This window comes from Rhodococcus sp. H29-C3 (assembly GCF_030063405.1).
Taxonomy (GTDB): domain Bacteria; phylum Actinomycetota; class Actinomycetes; order Mycobacteriales; family Mycobacteriaceae; genus Rhodococcoides.
This window is the reverse complement of sequence record NZ_JASITC010000005.1, coordinates 140,046-160,124: the sequence shown is the minus strand read 5'-3', so window position 1 is coordinate 160,124 and position 20,079 is coordinate 140,046. Positions and strand designations below refer to the sequence as shown.

Below are 20,079 nucleotides of genomic sequence, written 5' to 3'. Positions count from 1 at the left end.
TCACGAATGCTCGGTTGTATTCGGAGCGACTTCTCGCCCCCTATCTTTACCCTGTCAAGCGAAGTCGTACGCAGTCTCAGCGTGCTCAGCTTCGTCGATGCCCTTGGCTTCGCCTTCATCCGACACACGCCAGCCGAGTGGCTTGAGCGCAAACGCGATGATCGCAGTGACGACACCGGTGAAGATCACAGCAGACAGAGCGATGACCGTCTGGACGACCAACTGCTTGTAGTCGCCACCGTAGAACAGCCCGGTCTCGGACGCGAAGAAACCGATTCCGATGGTGCCCCACAGACCCGACACGAGGTGGACACCGACGACGTCCAGCGAGTCGTCGTAGCCGAACTTGAATTTGAGGCCGACGGCCAGAGCGGAGAGCGCTCCGGCGACGACGCCGAGGAAGATCGATCCGATCGGGGTCAGGGCGCCTGCAGCGGGTGTGATGGCGACCAAACCTGCGACGATGCCCGAAGCAGCACCGAGGCTGGTGGCATGGCCGTCGCGGATACGTTCCACGACGAGCCAGCCTGCGATCGCAGCTGCCGCAGCAGTAGTCGTGTTGACCCAGGCCAGACCCGCGAACCCGTCAGCAGCGAAGGCGGAGCCCGCATTGAAACCGAACCAACCGAACCACAGCAGAGCCGCACCGAGCATGACGAACGGGAGGTTGTGCGGTCGGAACGCAACTCGACCGAATCCTGCGCGCTTGCCGATGATGAGCGCCAGAATCAGACCGGCAATTCCTGCGTTGATGTGGACCACGGTGCCACCAGCGAAGTCGATCGGCGGGACAGCCGCAACGAGCCCACCGTCGCCGTCGTCGGTCGTACCGAAGATCTTCGCTGCGAAGCCGTCCTCCGAACCGGAGAGCAATCCGCCGCCCCACACCATGTGTGCGAGGGGGAAGTAAGCCAGGGTGACCCAGACGCCCGCGAACACCAGCCAGGTGCCGTACTTGACGCGTCCAGCGAGCGAGCCGCTGATGAGTGCGACCGTGATGATCGCGAATGTCACCTGGAAGGCAATGTCGACGACGTTCGGGTAGCCCCAGGCGCCGGCAAGGAAGTTTCCGTCCGCATCGGTGATCGAATCCTTCAAACCGAAGAACTCGAAGGGGTTCGCGAACACCCCGCCGATGTTCTCGGTTCCATACGACATCGACCATCCCCACAGGACGTAGACGAGCGCGACGACGAACATTGCCCCGAACGACATCATCATCATGTTGAGTACGGATTTCTGCTGCGACATACCACCATAAAAAAACGCCAGACCTGGCGTCATCAGCAGCACCAACGATGCTGCTGTCAGCATCCAGGCAGCATTGCCGGAGTTGGCCAACAATTCCTCGGGACTCACGTACACCCTCCTTCTCGTGCGCACCGGATGATGCGCCGTCTGAGAGAAAGAGTGGTTTCACGAAGTTTCATCCATGACACTCTGGTGTTTCGCTCGTGTGAACGGATGGACCAAAACTGTTGCAATAACATTTCGTGCAGGCGTTTGTGGTTTTCATCGAATTCCGAAGAACCACTGAATTTTCAGAAGAACCACCGATTTCGGCCGACTACTTACCGCCCGACGTACTCCGGGCAGACATCGACCGAGCCGATCCGGTCAGCCGAGCAACGCGTCGACGAAGGCCTCGGGCTCGAAAGGAGCCAAATCGTCGGCGCCTTCCCCGAGTCCGACGAGCTTGACCGGCACTCCGAGTTCACGCTGCACCTGGAAGACGATGCCACCCTTGGCAGTGCCGTCGAGCTTGGTCAAGACCACCCCGGTGATGTTCACTACCTCGGCGAATACGCGTGCCTGCATCAGACCGTTCTGCCCCACGGTCGCATCCAGGACAAGCAACACGTCGTCGACGTGCGCTCGCTTCTCGATTACCCGCTTGACCTTGCCGAGTTCGTCCATCAATCCGGACTTCGTATGGAGACGTCCGGCGGTGTCGACAAGAACGACATCTACTCCCAGCTCGATACCTCGCGTCACTGCGTCGAAGGCAACGGCAGCCGGATCGGCGCCGTCCTTGCCGCGAACGACGTCGGCACCCACACGCTCGGCCCACGTCTGCAATTGATCCGCCGCAGCGGCACGGAACGTATCCGCGGCACCCAACAGGACACGACGCCCGTCCGCAACGAGCACGCGCGCCAACTTGCCGGTCGTGGTCGTCTTGCCCGTCCCGTTCACACCGACGACAAGTAGCACAGCAGGTGTGCCCTCATGCGGCAGCGCTCTGATCGACCGATCGAACTCCGGATGCAACTGCTTGACGAGAATCTCTCGCAGCAACGCTCGGGCGTCGGCCTCGGTGCGGATGCTCCGCGACGCCATCTGCTCGCGCAGCGAGGTCATGATCTCGTTGGTCGTGGACGAACCGAGGTCTGCGATCAGCAGTGTGTCCTCGACTTCTTCCCACGAATCCTCATCGAGGTCGCCGCCGCCGAGGATTCCCAACAAGCTCTTACCGATTGCGGACTGCGAGCGAGAGAGTCGACCGCGTAGGCGATCCAACCGCCCATCGGTAGGAGCAATCTCGTCGAGAACCTGCGCGGCGGATACCTGATCGGAATCGAGAGCAAGCGCCGGCTCGGGTTCCGGGGATGGCTCAGGTTCCGGAGACGGCTGAGGCTCCAGAGAAGGCTCAGGTTCCAGAGAAGGCTCAGGTTCCAGAGAAGGCTCGGGTAGCGGCTCGGGCTGCGGTTTCGGCGCGAGATCCGGCTCGGCAACCGAGCTTCCCTGGCTGAACGAGAATCCCCCACCGGCCTTGTATCCGCCCGACTTGTCTTTCTCGCCCTCCTCGATCTTCGGCGTCTCCGGAGAGATGAGCGATATTCGCCGACGACGCGACACCACGAGTCCGACTACGAGCCCCACGGCCAGGATGGCCAGAACGGCCGCGACGATGATCCATGCTTCGCTACTCACGCGTCCATCCTGTCAGGAACGTCTTCGCCACCCAACCGGCACCCTGGCAGGCAAGTGCACAGCGCATCACGAGAACTCAGTTCGGTGACGCAGAGCCTTCCGGCACAGAAACGTCGTCCGCCGGCGCAGAATCTTCGCGGACACGGTCATCTGGGACTGGTGCTTCCAGGAGATCCGCCTCGCTTACATCGGAGGCCGTTACGCTACCGATCGTCTCGACGCGGTTGCGGTTGAGGCGTTGCGAAATCACCGTCGTGATGCCGTCGCCGCGCATCGATACTCCGTACAATGCGTCGGCAACCTCCATCGTCGGCTTCTGGTGGGTGATGACGATCAGCTGCGATTTCTCGCGAAGTTGCTCGAACAACCCGATCAGACGTCGGAGGTTCGTATCGTCCAGTGCCGCTTCGACCTCGTCCATCACGTAGAACGGAGATGGTCGCGCTCGGAAAATAGCAACAAGCATCGCTACGGCCGTCAAGGACTTCTCGCCGCCGGACAGCAGGGACAGTCGCTTGACCTTCTTTCCTGGTGGACGGGCTTCGACCTCGATACCTGTGGTGAGCATGTTCCCGGGTTCGGTGAGGATCAGTTTCCCCTCTCCACCTGGGAACAACTTGGCGAACACCTGGGTGAACTCGCGTTCGACGTCGAACCAGGCTTCGGTGAAGACCTGCAGGATTCTCTCGTCGACATCGGCGACCACCTCGAGCAGGTCCTTGCGGGCGGACTTGACGTCCTCCAGTTGTGTGGAGAGGAAATTGTATCGCTCTTCGAGCGCAGCGAATTCTTCGAGCGCGAGGGGGTTCACCTTTCCGAGGGTCGCCAAGTCCCGTTCGGCTCGCTTCGCCCGTTTTTCCTGAGACACCCGGTCGAACGGCATCGGGGCGGGTGCCACCACCTGCTCTCCGCGTTCCTTGGCGGCCTCGTATTCACTCATCTCGAGTTCCGTCGGTGGCAGGCTCACCTCCGGTCCATATTCGGCGATCAGATCATCGAGCCCGATTCCGTGCTGTTCGAGGATCGTCGCCTCGAGCTGCTCGATTCTGAGCGCTGCCTGCGCGCGAGCAATTTCATCGCGGTGAACCGCGTCGGTGATCGACGCGAGCTGGGCTTGGAGAGCTCGTACCTGTTCCTTGACCCGGTCCAATTCGGTTGTAGCAGTGGCACGCTGGGCAGCAAGCTCGTCGCGACGAGTGGAAGCGGCAGCGACGACGCCGGCGAGCCGTTCGGCTACGCGATCGCCGGCGGACGCGACCGCCTGCGCGACCGCTGCAGCGTGCCGACGCCCGATCAACTCCCGTTCGGCCCGTGCTCGAGCCTCACGTTCCACGCGCGCAGCTCGACGCATCGAGTCCGCGCGACCTCGAACGGACTGCGCCCGCTCCTCGGCTGTGCGGACATTCAGACGTGCGTCGACCTCGACGGATCGAACCTCGGACAATGCGGCGGCAGCCATTTCACGCGCCATGATCGATTCACCCGAATCGGATCCACTGTCGGTCCCGGCCTGCTCGTCCTCGGCCAGCCTGAGCCGCTCCTCGAGCTCAGCCAACGCAGCCAGAGCCTCCTCACGACCGGTTTCGGCTCGGTTTCGTTGCTCGGTCAAGCGCGAGGATTCTGCGTGTGCCGATCGCGCCAGCTGCCCGAGGCGACCGAGCTGCTCGTAGACCGCGGCAATCGCCGCATCGGACTCGTTGAGCGCGGCCAGCGCTTGTTCGGCGGATTCACGGCGATCGGATTGCTCGGCGAGCGCTCCGGACAATGCAGCCTCGAGTTCGGCCGAATGTCGTTCTGCGGCCTCGAGTTCGACTGTCGAGGTATCGATCGCCGACTGCACCTCGATGGTGCTCGGCCGCCTGTCCGAGCCGCCCGTCACCCATCCTGTGTCGAGAAGATCCCCGGCCTTCGTCACTGCCCTGACTCCAGGTGACGACTGCACCAATGACGCGGCGTCATCGAGAGATTCGACGACTACGATGCCGCTGAGCAACGCAGTCATCGAACCGGAAAGCGCATCGGGGAACTGGATCACATCGAGCGCCCACCTGGCGCCATGTGGCAACTGGACGGTGCGCCGATTCACGAAAGGCGTGACATCGCCGAAGACGACGGCGGCACGCCCACCGTCCGCATCACGCAGTGCCAGAACTGCATCGAGTGCACTCCTGAACGATTCGGCGTGAGCGGCGTCGGCTACGGGGCCCAATGCCACCGCCACCGCCACCTCGAAGCCCGTTTCCACGCTGATGCGGTCCGCAAGTACACCGGACAGGCCAGGCTGAGAGTTCTCGATGAGCCAACCGGCTCCGTCCTTGCGTTCGAGTCCCATCTTCAGGGCTTCGATTCGAGCCTGATACGAGGCGACCTTCTTCCCTGCAACACGGTCCTCGTTCTGCAATTCGGTCACGCGCGCGTCCGCGCTTCGGAGCGCCATCACGGCTCGCTCGTATTGCGTGTCGAGACTCAATTCGCTGGCATCGAGCCCGCTTATCTGGTCTTGAACGCTCTCGAATTCTATTTGCGCGATGTCTCCGCGCTCACGAGCCTCGTCGATAGCCACCGACAGCCGAGCAACCTCTGCATCGGTGGAATCAGCCTTGGTTCGGTAGGTGTCGACCTGTCCGGAAAGCCGGGCGAATCCTTCTCGGCGATCGGCGACCGCACGCACCGCAGCCATATGAGCGCGTTCCGCCTCGAAAGCCGAAGCCTCACGTTCGGCCAACTGTTCTCGTGCAGCCTCGAGAGACTCGCGTGCGATCTCGACGGCCTCGACGAGTTCCAATTCCTCTTCGGCGACACGATCGGCCTGAGCTTCCAGTTCGTCCGGGTCTTGACCACGCCCCGTCGACGACGCCGAATCGAGATGACGTGCACGCTCTTTCGCGATTCTGATGGTGGCGTTGACTCGTTCGGCGAGTGCGGACAACTGAAACCAGGTTTGCCCGGCGGCCTCCGCGCTCGGAGTCAACCGTGCAACCGACTGTTCGAGCTCTCCGAGTGCGACATTGCCTGCCTCGAGCGTGTCCTGGACAGTCGCGTAATGCTCGCGGGCCGCAGCTTCGTCTTGAGTCTGGTTGGCAAACTCTGCGCGTCGGCCGACCAAGTCGTCGGCCGCGATACGCAGCCGGGCGTCGCGCAGATCCGCTTGGACCGTCTGCGCGCGACGAGCGACCTCGGCTTGACGACCGAGTGGCTTGAGTTGACGTCGGAGCTCGGTGGTCAGGTCGGTCAATCGGGCCAGGTTCGCCTGCATGGCGTCGAGCTTGCGGACAGCCTTCTCTCGGCGCTTACGGTGTTTGAGAACGCCAGCAGCCTCTTCGATGAAGGCTCGTCGATCTTCCGGTCTGGACTCGAGGATCGCAGCGAGCCGCCCCTGCCCGACGATGACGTGCATTTCGCGGCCGATGCCGGAATCGCTCAGCAATTCCTGGACGTCCATCAACCGACACGAGGCTCCGTTGATCTCGTATTCGCCTGCGCCATCACGAAACATTCGCCTGGTGATCGACACCTCGGAGTAGTCGATGGGCAACGCACCGTCGGAGTTGTCGATCGTGAGCGTCACTTCCGCACGCCCGAGCGGGGCACGTCCCGAGGTGCCCGCAAAAATGACATCTTCCATCTTGCCGCCACGTAGAGCCTTCGCTCCCTGCTCCCCCATGACCCAGGTGAGAGCATCCACGACGTTGGACTTCCCCGACCCGTTGGGCCCGACGACGCAGGTAATACCTGGCTCGAAACGAAGAGTCGTCGACGAAGCAAAGGACTTGAAGCCCTTGAGCGTCAGACTCTTGAGATGCATGGCGTTTCAGAGTACCGGGTGTACCCCACCTGCGCGTACGCGATCTGGAGCGCCACGGTCCGATGACGTCTCTTCATCACCGCTCGACGAAACCGCTGAGCCCACCACGCGGCCTGTCCCAGCTCTCCACGACGAGGGTTACCACGCCCGGTGTATCTCCCCCGCGAAGCAGTTCGAGGAGGCGCCCGACGCTTTCTCGTGCTCCCTCGGCGATGACGAGCACTCGACCGTCCGCGCTGTTCGTCGCATGGCCGACCAGTCCGAGTTCGAGGGCTCGGGAACGGGTCCACCACCGGAACCCGACGCCTTGCACCGAACCGTGCACCCAGGCGGTCAACCGGATCTCACTCACGAGGAGGTCGACTTTGGGACCGTTCTGTGGAGCGAGCCGATCGCCATCGACGTAGGGATCCCCATCATCAACCGTCCACGTCTATTTCGAGTGATACTTCAGCGCCTGCTTTCAATGTGCGTCCGACGGTGCACACCTTGTCGATCGCGCGCTCGACGACGATCAGCAATCGCTGCTGCGCGTCGGGGTCGAGCTCGCTGAGATCGACCGCGAGTACCTCACGCAACTCCGGGTAGCGCTCGTTCTCGCGATCGGCAGAGCCCGACACCGTCACCTTCGAGTCGTAATTGTCACCGAGGCGGCGCGACAACGGGAGATCCGAACTCATCCCGGTGCATGCCGCGAGCGCGATCTTGAGCAACTCGCCAGGGGTGAAGACCCCGTCGACCGATTCTGAACCGATCAACACCTCGGCTCCTCGCGAGCTCATTCCGGTGTATCGACGCGTCCCCGTCCGTTCGACCCACAGTGCCGTCGGTGTGCTCTCATCAGCCATGAGAGTCGATTCTAGAGTGACTGGCAGTCAGGGCAGCGTCAGGTCCGCGTATTTCGAGGTCGCGGCTGGCAGGTAGGACAGCTGTACGACGATCTGTTCATGAACTTCTCACGCCGGATCGGGGTACCACAACGCGAACATGGCAGCCCCTCTTGGCCGTACGCATCCAACGACCGATCGAAGTATCCCGACTCGCCGTTGACATTGACATACAGCGCGTCGAAGGATGTGCCGCCTTGCGCGAGAGCCTCACCCATCACTGCGTGAACCGAGGTCAACAGTCTGCGTAGAACTGGCCTGGACAAGGTCTCTGCAATTCGGTTGCCGTGAATCTTGGCACGCCACAGTGCCTCGTCGGCGTAGATGTTGCCCACGCCCGACAGCACCGTTTGGTCCAGTATGGCGCGCTTGATCTCGGTGTGCTTGCCCCGCAACACGTTCACGACGGATTCCGCATCGAATAATGGATCCACCGGGTCTCGTGCGATGTGCGCCACGGACTCCGGAACAACAGACCCGTCGACAGATTCGAGGTGCGCGATAGCCCAACCACCGAAAGTTCGTTGATCGACGAATCGAAGTTCGGCTCCGTTGTCGAGCCCTACACGTATGCGGAGGTGCTTTTCTGGCGGCACCGACGGTGGCTGCACCAGCATCTGGCCGCTCATTCCCAAGTGCACGACTATCGCATCGTCATGCGCATCTAGCGGCAGCCACAGATACTTGCCGCGACGCTCTGCCGACACGATACGGCGGCCTCGTAGCTGAGCTTCCAGGTCTCGTGCACCAGCAAAGTGACGCCGGACCGCGCGAGGGTGCAGGACCTCCACCGATTCGATGGTTGTGTTGACGACGTGCGATTCGAGGCCGAGGCGCACTACTTCGACCTCGGGTAACTCGGGCATCGGGTGTCCGCTACTCCACGTGCGGAGCGGTAGCGATGTCGGTGGCAGACGGTTCGACTGCGCCGGCGGGGGGCTCGACGTCGACAGAGCTCTCGTTTCCGTCGGAGATGTCGTTCCAGGCGGTACTCGCAGCCTTCTGCTCGGCTTCTTTCTTGGACCGGCCGACCCCTACACCGAGTGGCCTTCCGCCGATGACGACGGTGGCGGTGAATTCTTTGTCATGGTCTGGTCCGGTGGAGGAGATTTCGTATACGGGCACGCCGAGCGATTTCACAGCCGTCAGTTCTTGAAGACTGGTCTTCCAGTCCAGGCCGGCGCCCAAGCGCGGCGCTCGGTCGAGTAGGCGTGCGAACAGAGTCAGGACGACACGACGTGCGACCTCTATCCCATGCTGGAGGTGAATCGCGCCCAAGAGGGACTCCATGCCATCGGCCAGAATGCTGGGCTTGTCACGACCACCGGTCTGTTCTTCACCCTTGCCGAGCAACAGATGACGGCCGAGACCGCCTTCGCCGAGTTCGCGTGCTACCTCGGCCAAAGCATGCATGTTCACGACGCTGGCCCGAATCTTTGCCAGCTCGCCTTCGGATTTCTCCGGATGTGCGGTGTAGAGCTCTTCGGTCACGGTCAAACCGAGAACCGAATCACCCAGGAATTCCAACCGCTCGTTGGTCGGCAGACCACCACGCTCGTACGCGTACGACCGATGGGTCAATGCCAGAGTCAACAGCGGTTCAGCAAGTACGACGCCAAGAGCGGCGAGGAGCGACTCTCGGTCGTCCCCGCCGCTGTCGGCTGTCGAGCGGTTCAGGTGAGTAGAACTGCTCTTCGATGTCATGTGCTGAAGATCAGACAGCTGCTGCTACCTGTCGGCCCTTGTAGGTGCCACACGAGGGGCACACAATGTGGGGCAGAGTCTTCTCGCCGCATCCACGGTTGGGGCACGTGACAAGCGTAGGCACTGTGGCCTTCCACTGTGCACGACGCGACCTCGTGTTGGAACGCGACATTTTACGCTTCGGGACAGCCACTTCTACTTCTCCTCGGCTTCGTTGTTCACAAGTTCGGTGCTTGAAACTGGATCCACGCCAAATTTGGCTGCAAGTCCAGCCCAGCGAGGATCAACTATCTCATGATTATGTCCAGATTCCGCAATCGCCAGGTTGATGCCACATTCCGAGCACAATCCCGGACAGTTTTCACGGCAGAGTGGATGCAATGGAAGCTCCAATCCGACCGCATCCACGACGACTGGCTGTAGGTCTATCTGATCATCGACAACGCGATGAATCTCTTCCTCGTCCGTCGTGTCCTCAGTGACGCTGGACGGGTACGCGAACAGATCGGTGAGGTAGACATCCACAGCACCGGAAACGGGCTCCAGGCACCGCGAGCACTCACCTGCAGTGTCTGCCCGGACAGTGCCGGTGACAAGGACACCTTCCGATACTGCTTCGAGGCGAAGATCGAGATCGACCGAAGACCCTTTTTCGATGGCGATCGCATCGAGACCGATTCGCGAAGGCGCGACAATCGTCCGCTGGATCTCCGTCATGGACCCGGGCCGACGGCTCAGGTTGTCGATATCCAGCACGAATCCCGTGCCCGCTTCGGCACGAGGGGTATTACGACGGGTAGACACAGTAATCTTCCTGCTCAGACGATTGATTCGATCACCTTGGAGCTGTTCGACCAACGTCACCGAGATGGCGCGCCGGACGAGAACAACCTTTGGGCAACCACACAACGGTACGCACAGACTCGGACATGAGCAAATCTGACGATTTACCTGCGCGAACGACGCCCATCTCCGGACGGATCCGGGCCGTAGTCCGGGACACCCGATCCAGTCCGCAACTGCTGGCGACCTCGCCCCACAGAGCGGATAGTGCCACTGAGGAACTCCTCGAACTCCGCCAGCTTGGTATCGACATAGACGTCGCATTCACTACGCATTCGGTCTGATTCGGCATGCGAAGCGTCGATGACACGCGCCGATTCTGTGCGTGCGGCCTGCACGACCTCGGTTTGATCGACCAACCGCGCCTGCTCCTCGGCTCCGTCTGCGACCGAACGATCGTACGAGGCCTGACCCGACTCGATGAGACGCTCCGACTCCGACCGCGCCCGCGTCGTCAGCGTCTCGTACTCACGCCTTCCTGCTTCGACCGAACGCTCCGCGGTGTCGTTCGCATCGTCGACGAGTTGCTCGGCGTGAGCCTTCGCCTCGGCAACCATGCGATCGGCCTGCGATTTAGCATCGGCCAAGATTCGGTCTGCGGAATCGCGCGCATTCTCGACGGTGTCCTGGGCTTCGTCGTTGGCCGAGGTGACAGTTTTCTCTGCCGTCGCTCGAGCGTCCGTGACCAGTTTGTCCTTGTGATCGAGGACGTCCTGCGCGTCGTCGAGTTCACCAGGAATCGAGTCGCGCACATCGTCGAGAAGTTCAAGGACATCGCCGCGAGGAACAACGCAGCCGGCCGTCATAGGGACACCGCGCGCCTCCTCGACAATGGCGACGAGTTCGTCGAGTGCCTCGAATACGCGATACACCGGTAACCCCAATCGATAGAAACTACGAAGAAACGTGCGGAAAGTGCACTTCCAGTTTGCCTGGTGATTGCTGCCTGCGCGTCGCACTCGCCTCGGTGTGTCGCCCGAGCTATTCGGCGGCGCGCTCGGCGATGCGGCTCAGAAGCCTGGAGTGAACATTCTCGGGAACCATGCCTGCGACATCTCCACCGAACGTAGCAACCTCTTTGACCAGCGAACTGGACAGGAAGCTGAACGACGGATTCGAGGGGATGAAAAGGGTGTCCACACCTGTCAACCGCTGGTTCATCTGGGCCATCTGAAGTTCGTAGTCGAAATCGTTTGCCCCACGCAGACCCTTCACAATCGCAGTGAAGCCCTCCTGCTTTGCATAGTCGACGAGCAGGCCGTGCCACGAGGAGATCCGGACGTTCTTCAGATGAGCCGTAGCTTCGCCGAGAAGCTCGATGCGCTCGTCGACAGAGAACAGGCCACGCTTGCTCTTGTTGATCATGACGGTGACGATGATCTCGTCGAACTGCGCCGCAGCCCTGGTGATCACATCGATATGGCCATTGGTCACCGGGTCGAAGGATCCAGGACACACTGCTCCAGTCATGGAGCTCACGCTATCACCGTGCCAGTACGGCGATTTCGATTCGCGTCTCGCCGTACTTCTTGACCTTCCCCGCCACCAGGCCTTCCGGCCAGGTGGTCACTGCCGATCGGGACGAGCGTTCCAACACCACAAGACTTTGCGGTGCCAACCAACCGTTCGTCAGAAGTTCGACGAGCATCTGCGCCACCGCGGAATCGGCGACGGCATAGGGAGGGTCGGCCAACACGAGGTCGTAAGGGCGGTCGGGCTGGCTCGCCAACACCGCGGAGACCGGCGCACATCGAACGGACGCACCGGGCAGCCCGATGCCGGCGGCGTTACCCCGAATCACCTCTGCCGCTCGCGGATCGGACTCCACCATCACGACAGTCGACGCACCGCGTGAAAGTGCTTCCAATCCCAGGGCGCCCGACCCTGCATACAGATCGAGTACGTTGGCGCCGTCGAGATCCAGACGCGAGTCCAACGAGCTGAACAACGCCTCGCGGACACGGTCCGATGTCGGACGCGTGCCGCGAGGCGGGACTTTCAGGGTTCGGCCTCCTGCGATGCCTGCCACGATCCGGGTCATCTACAGGAGGTTACTCAGTTACAGAAGGTCACTCAGTGTCGAGTTCCCCTTTGCCGCCGTGTTCACACCCCGTCAGTCGTTCACCGAAGCTCCCTCACCGCTGCCTATCACGACGAGCAGATCCCCTCCCTCGACTTGCTGGACACCGCCGATGGCCAGGCGGCCGACCTTTCCGCCCTTCGGTGCCGTGATCGCGGCCTCCATCTTCATCGCTTCGATTGTGGCAACCGTCTCTCCCACCGAGATCTCGTCTCCCACGGCCACTGCCAACGTCACCACACCCGCAAACGGTGCCGGAACGTGACCGGAATTGGACCGATCTGCTTTCTCGATCGTCGGTGCCTCACTGGAAATCGAACGATCCCGCACCGACACCGGGCGCAACTGACCGTTCAGGATGCACATCACCGTGCGCATCCCCCGCTCATCAGCATCGGAAATGGCTTCCAACCCGATCAGCAACTCCACGCCCTTCTCGAGCTGAACACGATGCTCGTCTCCCTGACGCAGACCGTAGAAGAACTGATTCGCCGACAACCGCGACGTGTCGCCGAATTTTTCCCGATGTTCCGCCAACTCTGCGCTGGGGCCAGGAAAGAGCAACCGATTCAACATCTCCCGACGCGTCGCCGACGTTCCATCGAGACTCCGTTCCTCCTCGACCGTCAGCTCGGTCTCGGGTTTGGCCTCACTTCGACCCTCCAACGCCCTGGTGCGCAAAGGTTCCGGCCATCCGCCCGCAGGAGTTCCGAGATCGCCACGCAGAAAACCGATCACCGAATCGGGGATGTCGAACTTTCCGGGGTTCTCCGCGAACTCCTCTGCCGACGCTTCGGCGCCGACCAAGGCGAGCGCAAGATCGCCGACCACCTTCGAACTCGGCGTCACCTTGACCAGACGCCCCAACATCCGGTCTGCGGCAGCGTAATTCGCTTCCACGGTTTCGAACTTGTCGCCCAGACCCAGCGCGATCGCCTGCTGACGGAGATTCGAGAGCTGCCCACCCGGAATCTCGTGGGTGTACACGCGTCCGGTCGGAGCCATCAGACCCGATTCGAAGGGCGCATACACCTTCCGTAACGCCTCCCAGTACGGCTCCAAATCACATACTGCGGCCAGATCCAGGCCCGTATCTCGCTCGGTGTGCGCAGCAGCAGCCACGATCGCTGACAACGCGGGCTGCGAAGTTGCACCTGCCATCGATGCACTCGCTCCGTCGACGGCATCAGCGCCTGCTTCCCAGGCCGCCAGGTACGTCGCCAACTGACCACCGGGAGTGTCGTGGGTGTGCACATGCACCGGCAGATCGAAATTGCTCCGCAACGCCGTTACCAACGTCCGTGCGGCGGGCGCACGCAACAGCCCGGCCATGTCCTTGATCGCCAGCACATGGGCACCCGCATCGACTATCTGCTCCGCCAGCTTCAGGTAGTAGTCCAGCGTGTACAGCGTCTCGTTCGGATTCGACAAGTCACCGGTGTAGCTCAAGGCAACCTCGGCCAACGCGGTGCCCGTCTCACGAACCGCATCGATCGCCGGACGCATCTGATCGACGTTGTTGAGCGCATCGAAGATGCGGAAGATGTCGATACCCGTGTCGGTCGCCTCCGCTACGAAGCTGCGCGTCACTTTCTCCGGATACGGGGTGTAGCCCACCGTATTACGGCCGCGCAGCAACATCTGCAACGCAACGTTGGGGACCGCCTCACGCAATGCGGCCAGACGCTCCCACGGATCCTCGTGCAGGAAACGCAGTGCCACATCGTATGTCGCGCCACCCCAACATTCGATCGAGAGCAACTCCGGCGTCGTGCGTGCCACGTAGGGTGCGACCATCAACAACCCGGACGTGCGAACCCGGGTTGCGAGCAACGACTGATGTGCATCCCGAAATGTCGTGTCGGTGACTGCGAGGGCTTTCTGATTACGCAGATCCCGAGCGAAACCCTCCGGGCCCAACGCCAACAAGCGCTGCCTACTGCCGTTGGGAATCGGCGCCGAGAAATCGATGTGGGGAAGTTTGTCGTGCGGGTACACCGGCGACGGCCGCTCCCCGTGCGGCTTGTTGACCGTCACATCCGCCAGGTACGTCAGAATCTTCGTACCGCGGTCACCGGAGGTACGCGAGGTCAGCAGTTGCGGACGCTCCTCGATGAACGACGTCGTCACCCTCCCCGCAGTGAAGTCCGGATCGACCAGAACTGCCTGCAGAAACGGGATGTTGGTTGCTACGCCACGAATACGGAACTCCGCCACCGCGCGACGCGCACGCGCAATTGCGGTATCGAAATCTCTGCCTCTACACGTCAACTTCACCAGCATGGAATCGAAGTAGGCGCCCACTTCGGCGCCGAGTGTCGTGCCACCATCCAATCGCACACCTGCACCGCCCGGGGTGCGGTACGCGGTGATGCGCCCGGTATCGGGACGAAAACCATTCGACGGATCCTCGGTGGTGATTCGGCATTGCAATGCCGCCCCACGCAACACGATGTTCTCCTGAGCCAACCCCAGATCGGCGAGGGACTCCCCCGAGGCAATACGCAACTGTGCCTGCACCAAATCGACATCAGTGACCTCTTCGGTCACCGTATGCTCCACCTGGATACGCGGATTCATCTCGATGAACACATGGTTGCCACTAGTGTCGAGAAGGAACTCCACCGTGCCCGCGCACGAGTAACCGATTTCCTTCGCAAAAGCAACCGCGTCGGCGCACATCCGATCACGAAGCTCCCCAGGGAGATTCGGCGCAGGGGCCATCTCGATGACCTTCTGATGACGCCGCTGCAGAGAGCAATCCCGCTCGAACAGGTGCACCACGTTGCCCTGCCCATCCGCCAGAATCTGCACCTCGATGTGCCGTGGATCGATGACCGCCTGCTCCAGAAACACAGTCGCGTCACCGAACGCCGACTCCGCCTCACGCGCTGCCGCTTCGATCGATTCGCGCAACTGCGCCGGCTCGGCCACCCGGCGCATGCCCCTGCCGCCGCCGCCGGCCACTGCCTTCACGAACAAGGGGAAGGTCATCGTTTCCGAAGCCGCGACCAATTCCTCGACGTCCGCAGACGGCTCGGAGGAGGCTAGAACCGGCAGACCGGCACGCTTGGCCGCGGCAATTGCGCGGGCCTTGTTGCCCGTCAATTCGAGCACCTCGGCCGAAGGCCCGACGAACGTGATGCCCGCCTCCGCGCACGCAGCAGCGAGATCCGGATTCTCCGACAGGAATCCGTAACCCGGGTAGACCGCGTCGGCACCGCTCCGCTGTGCTGCAGCGACGATTTCCTTCACCGACAGATAGGCGCGGACGGGATGGCCCTTCTCCCCGATCTCGTAGGCCTCGTCCGCCTTGGTTCGGTGAAGCGAATTGCGGTCCTCGAACGGGAAGACAGCCACGGTAGCGGCACCCAACTCGTACGACGCGCGAAATGCACGGATGGCAATTTCGCCACGATTGGCAACCAGCACTTTGGAGAACATGCGCTAAACCTACCGCCGACAAGTCCACAAATTGTGTCCGCCATCTCGAGATATGAGATGGTTCGGGGTCTTTAACGGTGCAGAGACCCGTCAGGACTTCTCCAGATAGTCGATCCTGTCCGATCGCCATGCGGATTTCATCATCGACGCGACGCCAGGATGATCGGCCATCGTCGGATCCGACTCGAAGAGCGACCTTGCGCACGCATGGGCGTCGGCGATCACGTCTTCGTCGTCGATGAGCGAGAGCAGGCGAAGGCTGGTCACGGTCCCCGATTGTGCTGCGCCGAGCACATCGCCCTCGCGACGCGTAGTCAGATCGAGTTTGGCCAACTCGAATCCATCATTGGTCGCGGCTACTGCCGTCAATCGCGAGAACGAAGCACCCATCGGACTGAGTTGGCTGATCATGATGCACAGACCCTGGTGACCGCCACGGCCGATGCGACCCCGTAGTTGATGTAGCTGGCTGATTCCGAACCGATCGGCGTCGACGATCACCATGACCGTGGCATTCGGCACGTCGACGCCGACCTCGACCACGGTCGTGCACACCAGTACATCGATCTCGCCTGCCGTGAAGTCCTGCATCGAGGCGTCCTTCTCCTCCGCGGGCATCCGGCCGTGCAGCATCCCGACGCGGAGATCGGCGAACGGACCACCGGTGAGCAAGTCGTACATCTCGAGCGCAGATTTTGTCTCGGGCAGTGCTCGATCGTCGTCGTGGCCGGCTGCGCGTGTTCGTGGCCGCTTCCCGGTGCCCTCGGCGTCGTCGTCACCGATCCGAGAACAGACGACGTACGCCTGTCTGCCCGCGCGAACTTCCTCACGAATGCGTTCCCACGCACGATCGACCCAACTCGGCTTCTGCGATGCTGGAACCACACTGGTCTTGATCGGTGCGCGTCCGCGCGGGAGCTCGGCCAGAATGGACGTCTCGAGATCACCCAGTGAGGCCATGGCAATGGTCCGCGGAATAGGTGTTGCCGTCATCACGAGCAGGTGCGGGCTTGTGTTGTTACGCGCCTTGGATCTGAGCGCATCCCGCTGTTCTACGCCGAACCTGTGCTGTTCGTCGATGACAACCATGCCGAGGTCCATGAACTCGACCCGATCTTGGATGAGCGCGTGCGTCCCGATCACGATTCCGGCGTCTCCGGTGATTGCATCCAGCAGCGCTGTTCGCTTGGCCGCCGTCGACATGGAACCGGTCAGCAGGGAGACCTTGGTGGCGAGCTCGTGGGATCCGAGTTCGCCGGCGGCCGCCAACGAGCCGAGCATCGCCGAGATCGATCGCGCGTGCTGCGACGCCAGGACCTCGGTAGGGGCCAACAGCGCACATTGATGTCCCGAATCGATCACCTGCAGCATCGCCCGTAGGGCAACCACTGTCTTACCCGATCCCACTTCACCTTGTAGCAATCGCGACATCGGATGTCCCCGCGACAAGTCCGCCGAGATTTCCGCGGCCACCGTCAACTGCCCTGCTGTCAGTGTGAACGGAAGTCGACGCTCGAACTCCGCCGCAATCCCGTCCACACGCGGCGAACATTCGGGAGCCACCCTGCTCGACGCGTCCTGTCTGCGCGCTGCCAGGACGAGTTGCACTGCAAGCGCTTCATCGAACTTCAGACGCGCTCTGGCCTGGTCCTTTTCTTCCACGGAGTCCGGAAAGTGTATCCAACGCAGTGCGGTGTCGAGGTCCACCAGTTCCCGCTCCGAACGCACCTCCGACGGAAGTGGGTCCTCGACGGTGTCCAATTGGTCGAGAACCTGACGGACGCAGCGCATGAAAGTCCAACTCTCCACGTCCTTCGCCGCGGGATAGATCGGAACGAATGCGCGCTCGAATACCGACATGTCGACACTGCCGGACGAATCGAGCGAGCCACGCGCCAAACCGGCCAACGATCCGCCACCCACGACCCGACCTTTGGTGAGCACCGCCCCGTCGTCCTCGTCCCCACCGAGCATCACGTAACTCGGGTGCGTCAAATTCCATCGCCGACCGAAATACTTGACCTTGCCCGAGAACATTCCACGCTTACCGGGGGTGAGGACATGCTTGAGCTTGTGGGGGCTGAAGAATGTCGCATCGATCTGCTGATCTTCCGCCGCAAGAGAGACTGCAAGAAACTGCCCTTTGCGCACCTTCATCGTTCGCAACGTTGCCGACGCGATCGTCGCGACGATGGTGATGTGCTCGCCCTCCGGCGGTTCCTTCTCGCTCAGTTCGGCGCCCTGCGTCATGTAGCGGTGTGGGTAGTACCGCAAAAGATCCTCGACGGTCTCGAGCGCGAACAATTCGGCCAAGGGCCCAGCAACCTTGTCGCCGAGGACCCCGTCGAGCCGATCCGAGAGTGCCACCATCTTCCCTTGTCGTCCTTACCTTCTCGATCTCGGTTATCGTGCGCAGTTTCATTCCACGCCGAGTTGAGCCATGTCTCCTGGCTGCCCTCCGCGATAGGTGACGAATTCCACGACGGGATGGTGCTCGGCGACGTACTCGGCCAACCGCTGACCGAATTCGGCATCTGCGGACTCCCCCAGCAGTACGGTCACCATCTCACCACCCGCCGACAGCAATTGATCGAGCAGGTTACATCCGGCCGTGATCGCGTCGGACCCGATTACCACCACTTCCCGCCCGACAAGACCGAGGCCGTCACCGGGTTCACACGTCCCCACCCACGTCAGGGCCCGTACCTCGGCAATACGGACCGAAGCCCACCGAGTTCCGGCTGCCGCTTCGGACATCGTGAATGCGTCGTCCACTCCTTCTTTGGTCGGGTCGTGGACAGCAAGAGCCGCCAGGCCTTGAACCATCGACGACGACGGGAGCATCAATACGTCTTTACCTGCGTTGCGTGAAGCGACGCTGACGGCCACCAACTCCTGCGCAGACAATGCCCCGTTCGGCAGGACGAGGACCTCCGTGTGCCAAGATCCGACTATCGCCGCACATAACTGCGCGGGCCCTATATCTGTTGTGTCGCAACGAAGTACATGTGCACCCTCGGCAAGGTACAGCTGCTCGGCACCGTCCCCTGCCACCACCGCCAATATCTCTCGACCGAAAACTTCCCCACTGTCGCCCGGAGCCGACGTCGCCGTGTCACAGTTCTCCCCCGCGCCGAAGGCGGCGATGCGCACACCATGTATCCGCCCGGCACATATACCGATATCGACGGCCAGACCAGCATTTGCCGTGTGCACATGGGCGGACCACGAACCGTTGCCGTCACCGGCGACGACCACCGAATCACCGATCTCTGTCAGCGCTCGCCGCAACTCGATCGCAGCGGCCTCGTCGATGCCGGAAAGCTGGTAGAGAACCTCGTATCCGACAATCGCCTCTCCTACCTGCACCGAATCGACCCGATTTTTCGATCCAGGCGTCACGGCGCGACTGGTCTCGGTCGTCACCTGCCTGTGGTAGCGCTGTCTCGGCGGCGGCTCGACTCCGGTGACGACACCACAGAGCGCGTCGAGCATCACCAGAAGTCCGAGCGCGCCTGCATCGACCACTCCCGCTGCTCGGAGAGCCGGCAGCTGGTGACGTGTGCGGTCGAGTGCCACAGCTGCCGATTCGGCTGCGCAACGCGCCACCGCTGCGATATCGCACGGCTGACCGAGGTCCGCGACCGCACGTGCCGAACTGCCCAGCACGCTGACAATCGTCCCGTCCACTGGAACGCTCACGACGTCGACGACGAGATCGGCCGCCCGAACCAGTGCACGGGTGAGCGCGGCTCCATCGAACTCACCGTCGGCCGAGACCTCGGCGAGGGCGCGCAACAATTGCGAGACGATCACCCCGGAATTGCCCCGCGCACCAGCTATGGCGCCCTGTGCAAGCGCCGCCGCGACGGCAGCGATATCGGCATCCGCTCCTGCCGTGCGCATCGACTCCACCGCCGCACGAATGGTGAACACGAGATTGGTACCGGTATCGGAGTCCGCGATCGGGAAGACGTTCAGTTCGTTGATCTCGTCGCATCGCGCTGTGAGGCCGTCGACACATTTATAGGCCCACAGCCGCATCTCCTCGACACCCATCGAGGACTTAGGCGAGGGCGAGGGCGAGGACATGGGCATGTCGACGGCCATGGACTTCTCGCCGTGCTCGACCACGTCCACCACCTGTTCGCCCCAGTTCTCGCTGAAGAACCGGCATTGATTTCGCTACGCCACCGACGTTCCATGACCCAGCTTCTGTAGACGAGTCAGCCTAGACTCGAGCTCCTACAGGCACAGTTCGGCACTACGCCGAGCGTCTCTCATGGCGTGGAGTCTGGACGCGGTTTGGTTAATTCCCGCTACGCCCGCTATTCTTGCAGGGTTGCCCGGTGTGGTTCGGCGTACTGTCTGCTGAAGTTATT

The 20,079-nt window shown here is 62.0% G+C and carries 15 protein-coding genes; all 15 read right to left on the bottom strand.

Going from position 1 to position 20,079, the window contains the following annotated elements:
- Positions 1-54: 54 nt before the first annotated feature.
- The 15 genes from QMK32_RS13720 to QMK32_RS13650 all read right to left on the bottom strand — a co-directional run bounded on the left by QMK32_RS13720 (position 55) and on the right by QMK32_RS13650 (position 19,789).
- Positions 55-1,314, bottom strand: coding sequence for an ammonium transporter (locus QMK32_RS13720; RefSeq protein WP_269303753.1), 1,260 nt, complete (start codon positions 1,312-1,314; stop codon positions 55-57).
- Between the two features lie 303 nt (positions 1,315-1,617).
- Positions 1,618-2,934 (bottom strand): signal recognition particle-docking protein FtsY, encoded by a 1,317-nt coding sequence (ftsY, locus tag QMK32_RS13715; protein ID WP_283475571.1) that lies wholly within the window; start codon positions 2,932-2,934, stop codon positions 1,618-1,620.
- A gap of 76 nt (positions 2,935-3,010) precedes the next feature.
- Entirely contained in the window at positions 3,011-6,739 is a 3,729-nt protein-coding gene (gene smc, locus QMK32_RS13710) for a chromosome segregation protein SMC (protein WP_283475569.1), read from the bottom strand.
- A gap of 76 nt (positions 6,740-6,815) precedes the next feature.
- The gene (locus QMK32_RS13705; protein WP_283475567.1) at positions 6,816-7,091 is read right to left on the bottom strand and encodes an acylphosphatase; all 276 of its coding nucleotides are present in this window, start codon (positions 7,089-7,091) and stop codon (positions 6,816-6,818) included.
- Positions 7,092-7,158: 67 nt separating this feature from the next.
- A complete protein-coding gene (locus QMK32_RS13700; RefSeq protein ID WP_186626777.1) occupies positions 7,159-7,587 on the bottom strand; it encodes an OsmC family protein in 429 nt (142 codons plus the stop codon).
- 38 nt (positions 7,588-7,625) lie between these two features.
- Positions 7,626-8,492: a bifunctional DNA-formamidopyrimidine glycosylase/DNA-(apurinic or apyrimidinic site) lyase gene (mutM, locus tag QMK32_RS13695; protein WP_283475564.1), complete on the bottom strand. Its 867-nt coding sequence runs from the start codon at positions 8,490-8,492 to the stop codon at positions 7,626-7,628.
- Between the two features lie 10 nt (positions 8,493-8,502).
- The gene (gene rnc / locus QMK32_RS13690) at positions 8,503-9,330 is read right to left on the bottom strand and encodes a ribonuclease III (RefSeq protein ID WP_283475561.1); all 828 of its coding nucleotides are present in this window, start codon (positions 9,328-9,330) and stop codon (positions 8,503-8,505) included.
- A 10-nt stretch (positions 9,331-9,340) separates the two neighbouring features.
- Positions 9,341-9,523 (bottom strand): 50S ribosomal protein L32, encoded by a 183-nt coding sequence (rpmF, locus tag QMK32_RS13685; RefSeq protein ID WP_283475559.1) that lies wholly within the window; start codon positions 9,521-9,523, stop codon positions 9,341-9,343.
- A 2-nt stretch (positions 9,524-9,525) separates the two neighbouring features.
- A complete protein-coding gene (locus QMK32_RS13680; RefSeq protein ID WP_502943599.1) occupies positions 9,526-10,134 on the bottom strand; it encodes a YceD family protein in 609 nt (202 codons plus the stop codon).
- Between the two features lie 143 nt (positions 10,135-10,277).
- Complete coding sequence (locus QMK32_RS13675) at positions 10,278-11,045, bottom strand: DivIVA domain-containing protein (protein WP_283475854.1); 768 nt, start codon at positions 11,043-11,045, stop codon at positions 10,278-10,280.
- A gap of 109 nt (positions 11,046-11,154) precedes the next feature.
- Positions 11,155-11,643 (bottom strand): pantetheine-phosphate adenylyltransferase, encoded by a 489-nt coding sequence (gene coaD, locus QMK32_RS13670; RefSeq protein WP_283475557.1) that lies wholly within the window; start codon positions 11,641-11,643, stop codon positions 11,155-11,157.
- A 13-nt stretch (positions 11,644-11,656) separates the two neighbouring features.
- Positions 11,657-12,214 carry a 16S rRNA (guanine(966)-N(2))-methyltransferase RsmD gene (gene rsmD / locus QMK32_RS13665; RefSeq protein ID WP_283475555.1) on the bottom strand — a complete coding sequence of 186 codons (558 nt, stop codon included), beginning with the start codon at positions 12,212-12,214 and terminating at the stop codon, positions 11,657-11,659.
- A 72-nt stretch (positions 12,215-12,286) separates the two neighbouring features.
- The gene (locus tag QMK32_RS13660) at positions 12,287-15,697 is read right to left on the bottom strand and encodes a pyruvate carboxylase (RefSeq protein ID WP_283475553.1); all 3,411 of its coding nucleotides are present in this window, start codon (positions 15,695-15,697) and stop codon (positions 12,287-12,289) included.
- Positions 15,698-15,787: 90 nt separating this feature from the next.
- A complete protein-coding gene (gene recG / locus QMK32_RS13655) occupies positions 15,788-18,067 on the bottom strand; it encodes an ATP-dependent DNA helicase RecG (RefSeq protein ID WP_283475550.1) in 2,280 nt (759 codons plus the stop codon).
- Positions 18,068-18,115: 48 nt separating this feature from the next.
- Positions 18,116-19,789: a DAK2 domain-containing protein gene (locus tag QMK32_RS13650; RefSeq protein ID WP_502943622.1), complete on the bottom strand. Its 1,674-nt coding sequence runs from the start codon at positions 19,787-19,789 to the stop codon at positions 18,116-18,118.
- Positions 19,790-20,079: the final 290 nt, after the last annotated feature.

Bases quoted from the DNA above. Each gene is read 5' to 3' on its own strand.
- QMK32_RS13720 (WP_269303753.1), bottom strand. From the start codon at position 1,314: ATGCTGACAGCAGCATCGTTGGTGCTGCTGATGACGCCAGGTCTGGCG.
- smc (WP_283475569.1), bottom strand. From the start codon at position 6,739: ATGCATCTCAAGAGTCTGACGCTCAAGGGCTTCAAGTCCTTTGCTTCG.
- QMK32_RS13700 (WP_186626777.1), bottom strand. From the start codon at position 7,587: ATGGCTGATGAGAGCACACCGACGGCACTGTGGGTCGAACGGACGGGG.
- mutM (WP_283475564.1), bottom strand. From the start codon at position 8,492: ATGCCCGAGTTACCCGAGGTCGAAGTAGTGCGCCTCGGCCTCGAATCG.
- rnc (WP_283475561.1), bottom strand. From the start codon at position 9,330: ATGACATCGAAGAGCAGTTCTACTCACCTGAACCGCTCGACAGCCGAC.
- coaD (WP_283475557.1), bottom strand. From the start codon at position 11,643: ATGACTGGAGCAGTGTGTCCTGGATCCTTCGACCCGGTGACCAATGGC.
- rsmD (WP_283475555.1), bottom strand. From the start codon at position 12,214: ATGACCCGGATCGTGGCAGGCATCGCAGGAGGCCGAACCCTGAAAGTC.
- QMK32_RS13660 (WP_283475553.1), bottom strand. From the start codon at position 15,697: ATGTTCTCCAAAGTGCTGGTTGCCAATCGTGGCGAAATTGCCATCCGT.
- recG (WP_283475550.1), bottom strand. From the start codon at position 18,067: ATGGTGGCACTCTCGGATCGGCTCGACGGGGTCCTCGGCGACAAGGTT.
- QMK32_RS13650 (WP_502943622.1), bottom strand. From the start codon at position 19,789: ATGTCCTCGCCCTCGCCCTCGCCTAAGTCCTCGATGGGTGTCGAGGAG.